Genomic DNA, 12,754 nt, shown 5'->3' with positions numbered 1-12,754 from the left:
AATCGTTAATGTAATCGTTCCCCCTTAGCTCAGTTGGTTAGAGCGACGGACTGTTAATCCGCAGGTCCCCCGTTCGAGTCGGGGAGGGGGAGCCACATTACAGACTCTCTATAATTATATTGTTCCCCCTTAGCTCAGTTGGTTAGAGCGACGGACTGTTAATCCGCAGGTCCCCCGTTCGAGTCGGGGAGGGGGAGCCAATATGACATTTCAATAGACATGCAAGCACTTTTCGACTACTCTACAACAGCATAAATAAAAACAAAAATTTGATTTAATGCAACTTTTCTTCCCTCGTTGATAGATTAAAAATAATGGCTGGATAATGGCTAGTTTCAAAAAACTCATACTATTACAATTTTTTTCATGGTTAGTCTTTTCACTTTTAGGCGTACTATTTTTTGCATCAAGCTTTGACGCAGCTGTCAGCAAAGCTCAACAAAGTGCACAATCAATGGTTACGCAGTACATACACGATAAAACAATTGCTGATGTTACCCCTGAGCATATTCAAACAGCTCTGGCTGATGGAAAAGTATTCTCTACCTTTATTGTCCGTGACTTTAATGGTGAAACAATTCTCAATATTAACCAACCTCGTTCATTACCTATTTTGAGCAGCCTGATCGAGTCGAATATTAATGCAGTACGTCCGCAATTTTCAGTAAATCAAGCCAAAGATATTAAAATAGAGTTTGTTATTAATGCCCAAAGCCAAGGCCAAATGTTACAACAAGCTATGCTGCTAACGTTTGCTGTCACTGCCCTACTAGCATTTATCCCTATTTTTTACATGCGTACTATCTATCGACGACTCATACGCAATGTCAGTACAACGGTAGCAGATGCCGTTGACGTGTATATTACTCGAAATCAAAACTCAACTAATATTGATAGTGAATTTGATACCGAAGAAATGCAATCACTTGGCGCAGACTTAACCCCTTCATTTAAGCGCTTGGCACATTTTTTAAAGAGTAAAGAACACGATATCAAAAGTGCTGCACAAAGTATTAAGCAAGAAGCCTATAAAGATGTTATTACTGGTCTTGGTAACCGTAATATGTTTGTTGAATACTACGAACATAATATTGAAGCGGTAGCAAAAAAGACTTTTGGTAGTCTCGCGATGATTCGCTGTAGTGAGCTGCAGATAATCAATCAAACTCGTGGTTACCAAAAAGGGGATGAATATATTAAAGCAGTATCTGACATTATTAAACATGTCAGCGGTACCTATACAGGGAGCCAAGTATTTCGCTTGAATAGCTCTGACTTTGCCGTGATCTTACCTAATGCACCTTCAAAAGATGCTGAACTTTTTGGCGAAACCTTACAAGCCCGATTTACTCAATTTCAGCAAAACCAAGAGCTAAGCTCTGTCGCTAACACAGGTATTGTCCCCTATGAGACGGGCAAACCATTAGGTGAGCTGCTTTCTGTAGTTGATAACGCGATGAGTATGGCACAAAGCAAACAAGCAAATGCATGGCATATGCAGCGTGAGTCTGACCTAATGAATAATGTAGGCGCGGGGTTTGGTAACCAAAACTGGCGTAAAGTAATTAGCGAAGTTATTAGCTCTAAGCGCGTTGCATTAATGATGCAAAATATCATGCCTGTTGGTAAGAACACCAAAGCATACGCTGAAATTCAAGCGCGTTTTAAAACTGAAGAAAGCCAAATGCTACCGACAGCATCATTCTTAGCAATGGCTGAGAAGCTTGATATGGCCATTGATATTGACCGTTTGATAATTGACAGCTCTCTTGAATTAATAAAAACCCGTAACTTAACAGAGAAGTATTTTGGTATTAATGTTACTGCATCAAGTGCGCATAGTGATCAATTTGTGATTTGGCTAGAGCGTCGACTATTAAAAGATGCCAATATCGCTTCGAAACTAGTATTTGAGGTCAGTGAATTTGGTTTACAACAAAATATCAAAGCGAGTAAGCGCTTTATTGATATGATTCACCGTGTTGGAGCACGAATTACCGTTGAGCGATTTGGTGTTGGCTTGACTTCATTTAAATTTTTCAGAGACTTGAAGCCTGATTTTATAAAAATGGATGCCAGCTACACGCGCGGACTAGAAGAAGATAAAAACAACCAATACTTTATGCGCTTAATGGTCGACCTTGCACACCGCATTGGCGTTAATGTTTTTGCTGAAGGCGTTGAAACACAAGAAGAAAAACATATTGTTGAAACGCTTTGTCTTGATGGCGTGCAAGGTTACTATATAGAAAAACCAAAAGAAATTTAAAACAGGTTCTAACACTAAAAAATAAGGCCATTTCTTGGCCTTATTTTGTTTAACTGCAAAGGTGTCAACAAATTAAGGCACTAAGCCTAGTTCTGTTTTTTAAAATCATTGATTTTTATTATGATCTTGGTGGACATAATTGTTAAAATCAGTGCCATCTAAAACACACCTTAGTTTTTCACTATAGGGGCTGTAATGACTGAATATATTATGTTGCTTATCAGTACTGTGCTGGTAAACAACTTCGTACTGGTGCAATTTTTGGGGCTATGTCCGTTTATGGGCGTGTCTGGAAAATTAGATACTGCTGTGGGCATGTCACTGGCAACCACATTTGTACTAACTTTGGCCTCTGTTACCAGTTATTTAGTCAACCAATACATCTTGTTGCCACTTGAGCTTACTTTTTTAAGAACTATGAGCTTTATTCTCGTAATCGCAGTTGTTGTTCAGTTCACCGAGATGGTAGTGCGAAAAACTAGCCCGACGCTATATCGATTATTGGGGATTTTTTTACCATTAATCACCACCAACTGCGCAGTACTAGGTGTTGCATTACTTAATATCAAAAAAGATCACACTTTTATAGGCTCAGCCGTATATGGTTTTGGCGCCGCGGTTGGTTTTTCTTTAGTTTTAGTGCTGTTTGCCGCTATGCGTGAACGTTTGGCTGCTGCTGACGTACCTACTCCATTTAAGGGTGCTTCTATAGCCATGATCACCGCAGGCTTGATGTCACTGGCCTTTATGGGCTTTTCTGGATTAGTGAAATTATAATAATGACTTTGTTTTATGCTTTAATTGCGTTGGGCTCATTAGCGCTGATATTTGGCCTAATACTGGGATATGCCGCAGTAAAATACCGTGTTGAAAGTAACCCCATTGTTGACCAAGTGGACGCCATTTTACCGCAAACACAATGCGGCCAATGCGGTTATCCTGGCTGTCGCCCATATGCCGAAGCAATTGCCAATGGTGATGAAGTTAACAAATGCCCGCCCGGCGGTGAAGCTACCGTTAAAAAACTCGCTGATTTAATGGGCGTGGAGGCAAAACCTTTAGCCGGTGGCGAAGAAGCCGAACCTGTCAAAACAGTTGCGTACATTCGCGAAGATGAATGTATTGGCTGCACAAAGTGCATTCAGGCCTGCCCTGTTGATGCCATTGTTGGCGCCACTCGACAAATGCATACCGTAATTGATGATGAATGCACTGGTTGTGATTTATGCGTAGAGCCATGCCCTGTTGACTGCATTGATATGCTGCCTGTTGAGCAAACCAAACAAACTTGGAAATGGCAATTAGATGCCATTGCCGTGAAACAAATAGATTAAGAGGTTTAAGTGGACTCGTTAGTTGAACAAATCGAACGTGGCACCCTGTGGCAGTTTCCAGGCGGTGTGCACCCACCTGAACAGAAGTCATTGTCAAATCAATTGCCTATTGCTCGACTGCCACTACCAGATAAAATTGTACTCCCCCTTAAACAGCATATTGGTGCCAATGGCCAATTACTTGTCAATAAGGGTGATAAAATACTCAAGGGTCAGCCGCTTACAAAGCCCAGTGCAAATTGGTCTTTGCCAGTTCACGCGCCAACATCTGGCAAAATATTGGATATTACATCTGCGCCTTCTTCGCACCCATCGGCTTTACCAGAGTTAAGCATTATTATAGCGCCAGACGGTAATGATATGTGGTGTGATTTAACACCCGTTGACGATATTACGCAACTGACCCACAAACAGTTAGTTGATATTTTACATAGCGCTGGCATTGCAGGTATGGGAGGCGCAGGCTTTCCAACTTATATCAAAGCAGATAGCCACCAACCTATTGAATACTTGATAGTTAATGGTGTGGAATGTGAACCATATATCACCGCCGACGATTTGTTAATGCAAGAACACGCAACCGAGATAGTGCAAGGCATTGAGATAATGCAGCAACTATTAAAACCACAACGTGTGTTAGTAGGTATTGAGGACAACAAACCACAAGCTATTGCAGCGATGGCACGCGCTTGTGAACACAATAGCGCTATTTTAGTACGTACTATTCCTACTAAGTATCCTTCTGGCGGAGAAAAACAACTGATCCGCGTTCTGACTTCAAAAGAAGTACCAAGTAGCGGTATTCCTGCTGACATTGGTGTATTAGTGCAGAATGTAGGTACTTTATTTGCAGTAAGTGAAGCGGTAAATAAAGGCAAACCGTTGATTGAACGCGTGGTCACCGTTACGGGTAATACAATTGATAAACCACAAAACGTATGGGCGCTGATTGGTTCTGAAATTAAGCACCTGCTTGATAGCCAAGGCTTTACTCCAGTTGCTGAGCAACGCGTAATAATGGGCGGTCCGATGATGGGCTTTACCTTACCCACAGTTCGTATTCCAGTCATCAAAACCACCAACTGTATTTTAGCCCCAGACAACCGAGAACTGGTAGAGCCTGGTGATGAAAAAGCCTGTATTCGTTGTAGTGCATGTGCAGATGCTTGCCCACAAACATTATTGCCACAGCAGTTACAATGGTTTGCTAAAAGCAAAGATTTCGAGAAGCTTGAAGAATATAACCTATTTGACTGTATCGAATGCGGCGCTTGCTCTTACGTTTGCCCGAGTGAAATTCCTTTAGTACAATATTACCGCGTTGCCAAAGCAGAAATTCGAGAACAAAAACTAGACCAAATAAAAGCTGAACGTGCTAAAGAGCGCTTTGAAGCACGAAAAGACCGATTAGAACAAGAACAACAAGAACGTCAAAATAGGCACAAACGAGGCGCATCAAGAGTCACTAAACCAGAAAAAGAAAAAGCCAAGGTTGCTGACGCGCTAGAAAGAGTTAAACAAAAGCAAGGTGATAAATCTGCCGTACAAGCAGCCATTGCACGTGCTAAAGCAAAAAAAGCTGCTGATGGCAGTTTAGAGCCAGATAATAGCGAAGTAGCGAAAGAGCGCGCCAAACGCAAAGAGCAAGCTCGCTCGTATAAAGAGCAAAAGCAAAGCACTGAAGGTACTCCTGCAAATACCGATGATAAAAAAGATGCGGTAGCGCAGGCTATTGCCCGTGCCAAAGCGAAAAAAGCCGCGAAACTGGCCGAAGAAAGCACACCTAACATTGAGCCTGAGCAGGCGCAACCGAGTAGCGAAAACGACGACCCGCGTAAAGCCGCCGTTGCCGCCGCGATTGCTCGCGCCAAAGCTAAAAAAGCAGCAAAAGCCGAAGAAAACACATCGAGCATTGAGCCTGAGCAGGCACAATCGAGTAGCGAAAACGACGACCCGCGTAAAGCAGCCGTTGCCGCCGCGATTGCTCGCGCCAAAGCTAAAAAAGCAGCAAAAGCCGAAGAAAACACATCGAGCATTGAGCCTGAGCAGGCACAATCGAGTAGTGAAAACGACGACCCGCGTAAAGCCGCCGTTGCCGCCGCGATTGCCCGTGCCAAAGCGAAAAAAGCCGCGAAACTGGCCGAAGAAAGCACACCCAACATTGAGCCTGAGCAGGCACAATCGAGTAGTGAAAACGACGACCCGCGTAAAGCCGCCGTTGCCGCCGCGATTGCCCGCGCCAAAGCAAAAAAAGCCGCGAAACAGGTTGAAGAAAATACATCCAACGTTGAGCCTGAGCAAGCGCAATCGAGTAGCGAAAACGACGACCCGCGTAAAGCCGCCGTTGCCGCCGCGATTGCCCGCGCCAAAGCTAAAAAAGCCGCGAAACAGGCTGAACAAAATGCTCAAGCTACAAACACCAATGATGATTTAGCGCAGCCAATGAGTGAGCTTAAGCAAATAGATAACGCGCTAGCAGAACAAAGTGATAGTGAACAGCTCACACCAGAGCAAAAACGCCAAGCAGCAATCAAGGCAGCTGTAGCGAAAGCTAAAGCCAAAAAACAAGCCAAAGAACAAGAAGGAAATGATCCGTCATGAAGCTAACCATGGCCTCATCGCCCCATAACCACAACCATAAAAACGTTAGTAAGCTGATGTTAACTGTGGCTGCATGCTGTATACCGGGCATTATCGTACAGTGTTATTTTTTCGGTTTTGGTGTGATAGTGCAATTGCTTATCGCACTTGTCACTGCTAGCTTAAGCGAAGCGTGTATGCTAAAAATACGCAACCGCCCTATTTGGCCTACCCTCAGTGATGGTAGCGCGTGGTTAACCGCAGTGTTGTTGGCTATTAGCATTCCACCACTGGCTCCTTGGTGGATCATCGTCATTGGCACCCTATTTGCCATTGCTATGGTTAAACAATTGTATGGTGGGCTGGGTTTTAATTTGTTTAACCCAGCGATGGCCGCTTATGTGTTACTGCTTATATCGTTCCCAGTGCAAATGACCAGTTGGACAATGCCGAGCGAACTAATAGCGCAGCCTATAGGCCTTATTGATACGCTATCATTAATTTTTTTAGAAGCGAATACTGCGAAACAAAGCCTTATCAGCGCAATGGTCACTGTTGATGGCACCACCATGGCGACCCCTCTAGATACAGTTAAAACAGCAGTATCGCAAAACCTAACTGTTACTGAAGCTATGTCTGGCAAACAGTTTGATGAACTTGCCGGTATTGGCTGGGCTTGGGTAAATATAGCTTATTTAGTTGGCGGCATATTTTTATTAAAAGCCAAAGTAATTAATTGGCATATTCCGCTGGCCATGTTGGGCAGCTTAGCACTTTGTGCAGCTATCGGGTTTATAATTGCACCAGGAAGTCAAGCTGGCAGTGTCTTTCATTTACTCAGCGGTGCCACCATGTTAGGTGCATTTTTTATTGCCACAGACCCAGTATCTGCCTCAACCACCAATCACGGTAGGTTAATTTATGGCGCTTGCATTGGCTTACTGGTATACCTTATCCGTAGCTTTGGCGGCTATCCTGATGCTGTCGCCTTTGCCGTACTTATCATGAATATGACTGTGCCGTTAATTGATCACTACACGCAACCCAGAACGTATGGCCATGGAGCAACAAAATGATAGCGCAATCTATGTACCGTAATGGCGCACTTTTAACTGCCTTTGCTTTGGCAACAACGGGGAGTGTAGCGCTCGTTCAGTCAATAACCGCAGAACGTATTGCAGTGCAAGAAAAACAACACCTGATGCAACAGCTTGGGCAAGTATTACCAGCTGATGAGTATGATAATTTACTGTATCTAGATTGCACCACCAGCAATGCACCAGAGCTTGGTCCGGGAAGTCCACACATTATCTATCGCGCCACGAAAACTGGCGAACCATCCGCTTTACTAGTTCGCCACGTCACACCTAAGGGTTACAGCGGTAATATTGATATTTTAACAGCCATTAAGTCTGATGGCAGTATTACGGGTGTACGTGTCACTCGCCACGAAGAAACGCCCGGTCTTGGTGACAAAGTTGAGCTGACCAAATCAGCTTGGATACTGTCATTTAATGGTATGAATATACACAAAGATAGTGCCAAGCAGTTCGCGGTAAAAAAAGACGGTGGTCAGTTTGACCAATTTACCGGTGCCACTATCACTCCCCGCGCAGTTGTAGGGTCTGTCAAACAAGCCGTTATGTATACCCAACAAAACTTTACCGCCTTATTTGCAGCTGACAACGTTTGTAATGGAGATACGCTATGAGCCAAGTAAAAACCTTATTTAAAGAAGGTATGTGGGTTAATAACCCTGCCCTTGTGCAGCTATTAGGCCTATGCCCTTTACTCGCAGTTACCAGCACAATTACGAATGCTCTTGGGCTTGGTATTGCCACACTATTGGTTCTCGTGGGCTCAAATATAACGGTGTCTTTAGTTAGAAACTGGGTGCCTAAAGACATTCGTATCCCAGTCTTTGTAATGATCATCGCTGCATTTGTTACCATTATCCAACTTTTGATGAATGCTTATACCTTTGGTCTATATCAATCTTTGGGTATTTTTATCCCTTTGATTGTCACTAACTGCGCCATTATCGGACGCGCCGAAGCGTTTGCTTCAAAGAACAATGCACTACTGAGCGCATGGGATGGTGTTATGATGGGATTGGGTTTTGCTATCGTATTGGTGGTACTTGGCACCATGCGCGAGCTAATTGGCCAAGGAACCCTATTTGATGGTGCGGATTTATTGTTAGGCCCTTGGGCTGCTAACTTACGCATTGAAATTTTTGAGTTTGATAGCCAATTTTTAGTGGCGATTTTACCACCCGGTGCATTCTTAGGAATGGGTTTATTAATTGCCGCTAAAAACGTAATAGATGCGCAAATTAAAGCCAAATCAGCACCAAGTACCGAATCTGAAAAAGCGCCACGCGCCCGTGTAACTAGCTTAACGTAAACAATAAGATACCGCTATGAACAAACAAAAACGTATAGAAATACTCACCCGACTGCGAGATGACAATCCTCATCCAGAGACCGAGCTTGAGTATTCATCACCTTTTGAATTGTTAGTTGCAGTTACCCTATCCGCTCAAGCCACTGATGTGGGCGTAAACAAAGCCACCCGAAAATTATTTCCAGTTGCTAACACGCCACAACAAATCATAGATCTTGGTTTAGAAGGATTAAGGGATTATATAAAAACCATTGGTTTATTTAATTCAAAAGCCAATAATGTTTATAAAATGTGCCATATATTAGTTGAACAACACAACTCTATTGTACCCGAAAACCGCGAAGCCCTCGAAGCGCTCCCAGGGGTTGGCAGAAAAACCGCTAATGTTGTGCTTAATACCGCTTTTGGCTGGCCTACCATCGCGGTAGACACCCACATAGACCGCGTATCGAACCGTACCAAGTTTGCCATGGGTAAAAATGTGGTAGAGGTTGAGAAAAAGCTCGAAAAGGTGGTGCCTGCAGAATTTAAAGTCGACGTACACCACTGGCTTATTCTGCATGGTCGTTATACCTGTACCGCCCGTAAACCAAAATGCGGTTCTTGCCTGATTGAAGACTTGTGTGAGTTTAAAGACAAGACTGAGTAATCAAAGCCTGCTTTGTGCCATTTGTAGACATTCGGCACTAACTCGAATTTGCCCCAAAATAAGTTAATGTAAATGCTCTAATGGCGACTTTGAGCGAGCAAGAGACGGTTTAAGTCGTTTGATACTATTGGCTTTATTCTACAAAGCGGACGTTCCGCTAACGCATTTTTCTTAACTAGAAAATTTTGCTTAATGGGCTTACAACACAGTTCGCTCCCTGCTGCAAAACATGCGTATATATTTGTGTGGTTTTGACATCAGAATGGCCCAATTGTGCTTGAACGGTGCGAATATCGGCGCCACTTTGCAATAGATGCGTTGCAAATGAATGACGCAAGGTATGCGGTGTTATTATTTTTGTTAATCCCGATTTTTGAACGGCTTTTTTTATTTCTTTTCTTATACACGAGTGATGAAAATGATGTCGTCTTATTTCACCACTTTGAGGATCTGTACTTAATATATGAGAGGCAAATAAATACTGCCACGCGAGTGATTTTGAGGCTAAGGGGTATTTTTTTGTTAAAGCATATGGCATCCATACGCCAGCATATTCCGGATTATTTAAATCAAGTTTTAGATAGTCATCAACATGCAGAATTTGATTTCTCAGCATAGCTATTAACTCGGTGGCCAGCGTTACAATACGGTGTTTATTACCTTTGCCATTCCATTCTTGAATACACTTGTAATAAAAATCAATATCTTTCACTCTTAATTGCACCGCTTCCATTACTCTTAAACCACTTCCGTACATAAGGGCTGCAATAAGGTAATAACGCTTATTTAAATGAGTCATAAGCAGCTTAACTTCTTCTGGCGTCATAACTACAGGTAGTTTTGCTTGTTTTTTACTGCGGGCAAAATTTAAGTTTAACGACAGCTCTTTTTTATTATGTGCTTGTATAGAAATGACAATGAATTGAGTGCCGTGGCTTGCGTTCGTGGTGCAACGTTTTGTTTTAAAACTAAATACTCTAGATAGCGTTCGACTTCATTGTCTCCCATTGAGGCAAGGTGGCGCTTATCATGAAAATGGATATAAGATGCAATCCATTTTAAGTACATATCCACGGTACGTAATGAGTACTGACGTACCAACATATAATCAGCGATATAATTTAAAAATGGAGAGCGTGTTTTCATGTCATCACCAACACAAAAAGCTGTATAAATATACAGCTTAGTTGTTGTGCTCCCATATTCAAGAAAATGAGCGACGAGCGCACTTTCTTTTTTCTGAACCTCTTTAGCGTCAATAAAAATTATAGTTGGCAATACATTACGTTATTTGTTAAAAATAGATTTATTAATACATGAGCGTGACATCAGCAGAAAGGTGCGCGACGCGCGCACTATAAAATTGTTATAAGCTTATACAGCACCTCTAGCTGTAGGTATAATAGAATTTTTCGCGAGTATACTGTAGATGTTAAATAAATTTACATTTGAAGAAATTGAGAGTGGTTGTAAGCATAAATTAACAACACTAGAACATTGGTTGCGACGATTAATTGATGATACTTTGAGTAATGAGTTTGGTGATTATTTCCATTATACTGATGAAAAAGGTAACTACATAATAAAAAAATCAATTACTGAATCTGCAGTTCAAAGAAAGCAAAGAGAGCCAGATAGATACTCGAGGTTAATCGATGCGATCTTACTAGATGACGCAATATCAATTGTGACTAACCCAAGGCTTTATACAGAACATTTTTCAAAAGCTTTTAAATGTGCATTTCCTAATGGTTGTAATGAGGCAAAGACATTTCTTAAGCGAATCTCTGAACCAAGAAATAATTTAGCCCATGCAAACCCAATATCTGTGCGTCAAGCAGAGCAAATTCTATGCTACTCAAATGATGTTATAGACTCTCTAAAGGAATATTATAGAGAAATAAATATGCAAAAAGATTTTAACGTTCCTACAGTACTTTCTATCAGGGACTCAGTGGGAAACTCTAAATCTGGTCACCACTTGAGAGGTAATGATGATAATAATATTTGGGTTTTCTTTAATGAAGATCCTAACCGTTACCTAAACGTAGGCGACACTTTAAGAATCGAAGTTGAAATTGATCAATCTTTTGACGAAGATGAGTATTCTATTGAGTGGAGTTCAAATACTCCTTGGTATGAAAAAAATCCTACAGGCAAGAGCGTGGAAATCAAATTGACTGAGAAACAAGTGAGTCAAAAATTCTTAATTGTGTGTAAAGTTACTTCAAACAAGGCTTGGCATAAACTGGGTGACAAGGACGATGAATTAGATATTCTTTACACTGTGTTACCTCCACGATAAATTCAAATACGCTTATAACAAAGCATTTAAGAGTGATTCCCAACGCTTAGCATTTTTCATTCCATCGTTGGGTTTAGTGTTTACGGTGTTATGATTAGGTTTTGTGGTAGCGTTGCTCACACCTTAATGCGGCGTTAGCATCTCAAGGAGTAAATTTGGACTTTAGTCAATTTAACGAAAGTGATGGTTCCGAAGAATTAGGTTTTACAGTGCACTGGTTCCTAGATTCGTTTAACCAAACGTTTTACAAAAGCTGTAGAAAAGACTTTGAATGTTTTGTAAAAGATCATAGTGTAGAAAAGTGGATGATCTTCTCAGATTATGCACTGTACGATAAGTCTAAGAAAAATGATGTTATTACATTTTCATTGGTTCCATACGTTCTAGAGTTTGATAAATATTCGAATGTTTTAAAGAAGTTGGCGCCAAATGATTTAAAAAGTATTCGAAAAGTAAACAGTGAATTTATTGATTTTTTAGAAAATGCTCCAATTTTTACAATTTCAGTGGTGTTAGATAGAAAAAGAAAATTACATATCGATGAGGTTGAATATCATTCAAAAAGATTTGAAATGATGATAGCTCAATTAGAAAAATGGTGTTTAACAACACCTGAGGGTAAGGAACACTATCTTGAGCTAATAAAAAAGATAAAGGTTTTATTACAAGAGGTAAGAAAAAAAGGGGCCAACTTAAAGATTTTTAGAGACATTGATATCTTATCTTCTTTGGCTGCTTACATTTTGTTTGAAATTACAAAACTAACAAAGATAGAAACTATCGGATGGTTTTCAGATCGTGATAGCTTGCTCTCCTATAAAGCATCCAAAATAAAAAGCCCTATAATTTTTGATATTGTTCATCATCTTTACTTTCTTTTCTGTAACTCTGAGAATATAGATTCAAAAAACAAACTGGTACTGGGTGTACCTGAAAGTAATGACGAAGGAAGTGTTTGGTATGACCCTTTTAACAGAGTTCCAGATCTCTTTGCAGGGACGTTAGCTGACTATGATATCAAGAATAATAAATGTAGCCATGAGAAATTTATCCCTGTAATTGAAAGATTATTTACTCTTAGCCAAAAGAACCTATTTTTTAATACAAAGTTTTCTCCTGAAGGCTACTCGGTTAGCCGTTTTGATTGGTCAGCTGAGGAAGAAAAATGCTAACAAGCAGCAGCAACGGACTGTCAAACCTGTCACTCAAAT

10 protein-coding genes, 2 tRNA genes and 1 pseudogene are annotated in these 12,754 nt (G+C 41.2%); 12 read left to right on the top strand and 1 reads right to left on the bottom strand.

Annotated features, from left to right (window positions below):
• Positions 1–18: 18 nt before the first annotated feature.
• From OCI93_RS02330 to nth, 10 genes are all read left to right on the top strand, one after another.
• Positions 19–95: transfer RNA gene (locus OCI93_RS02330), tRNA-Asn, on the top strand.
• Between the two features lie 28 nt (positions 96–123).
• Positions 124–200: transfer RNA gene (locus OCI93_RS02325), tRNA-Asn, on the top strand.
• 125 nt (positions 201–325) lie between these two features.
• Positions 326–2,269, top strand: coding sequence for an EAL domain-containing protein (locus OCI93_RS02320; RefSeq protein ID WP_261591778.1), 1,944 nt, complete (start codon positions 326–328; stop codon positions 2,267–2,269).
• A gap of 195 nt (positions 2,270–2,464) precedes the next feature.
• A complete protein-coding gene (gene rsxA, locus OCI93_RS02315; RefSeq protein WP_261625673.1) occupies positions 2,465–3,046 on the top strand; it encodes an electron transport complex subunit RsxA in 582 nt (193 codons plus the stop codon).
• Positions 3,047–3,048: 2 nt separating this feature from the next.
• A complete protein-coding gene (gene rsxB / locus OCI93_RS02310; RefSeq protein WP_261591777.1) occupies positions 3,049–3,603 on the top strand; it encodes an electron transport complex subunit RsxB in 555 nt (184 codons plus the stop codon).
• 9 nt (positions 3,604–3,612) lie between these two features.
• Positions 3,613–6,204, top strand: coding sequence for an electron transport complex subunit RsxC (rsxC, locus tag OCI93_RS02305; RefSeq protein WP_261625672.1), 2,592 nt, complete (start codon positions 3,613–3,615; stop codon positions 6,202–6,204).
• A complete protein-coding gene (rsxD, locus tag OCI93_RS02300) occupies positions 6,201–7,259 on the top strand; it encodes an electron transport complex subunit RsxD (RefSeq protein ID WP_261625671.1) in 1,059 nt (352 codons plus the stop codon). Before rsxC ends, rsxD begins: the two co-directional genes overlap by 4 nt.
• Positions 7,256–7,894, top strand: coding sequence for an electron transport complex subunit RsxG (gene rsxG / locus OCI93_RS02295; protein ID WP_261591774.1), 639 nt, complete (start codon positions 7,256–7,258; stop codon positions 7,892–7,894). Before rsxD ends, rsxG begins: the two co-directional genes overlap by 4 nt.
• Positions 7,891–8,589 carry an electron transport complex subunit E gene (locus OCI93_RS02290; RefSeq protein ID WP_261625670.1) on the top strand — a complete coding sequence of 233 codons (699 nt, stop codon included), beginning with the start codon at positions 7,891–7,893 and terminating at the stop codon, positions 8,587–8,589. Before rsxG ends, OCI93_RS02290 begins: the two co-directional genes overlap by 4 nt.
• Before the next feature lie 16 nt (positions 8,590–8,605).
• Positions 8,606–9,238 (top strand): endonuclease III, encoded by a 633-nt coding sequence (gene nth, locus OCI93_RS02285; RefSeq protein ID WP_261625669.1) that lies wholly within the window; start codon positions 8,606–8,608, stop codon positions 9,236–9,238.
• A 175-nt stretch (positions 9,239–9,413) separates the two neighbouring features.
• Here the strand turns inward: nth and OCI93_RS02280 are convergent.
• Positions 9,414–10,384 (bottom strand): annotated as a pseudogene (locus tag OCI93_RS02280) (integron integrase).
• Positions 10,385–10,667: 283 nt separating this feature from the next.
• Here OCI93_RS02280 and OCI93_RS02270 point away from each other — a divergent pair.
• Entirely contained in the window at positions 10,668–11,543 is an 876-nt protein-coding gene (locus OCI93_RS02270) for a hypothetical protein (RefSeq protein ID WP_261625667.1), read from the top strand.
• 155 nt (positions 11,544–11,698) lie between these two features.
• Entirely contained in the window at positions 11,699–12,715 is a 1,017-nt protein-coding gene (locus OCI93_RS02265) for a hypothetical protein (protein ID WP_261625666.1), read from the top strand.
• Positions 12,716–12,754: the final 39 nt, after the last annotated feature.

Origin of the sequence: Pseudoalteromonas holothuriae (assembly GCF_945859825.1) — a bacterium.
Taxonomy (GTDB): Bacteria; Pseudomonadota; Gammaproteobacteria; order Enterobacterales; family Alteromonadaceae; genus Pseudoalteromonas; species Pseudoalteromonas holothuriae.
Note: the sequence above shows the minus strand (reverse complement) of the source record. Positions and strands in the feature narration are given on the sequence as shown.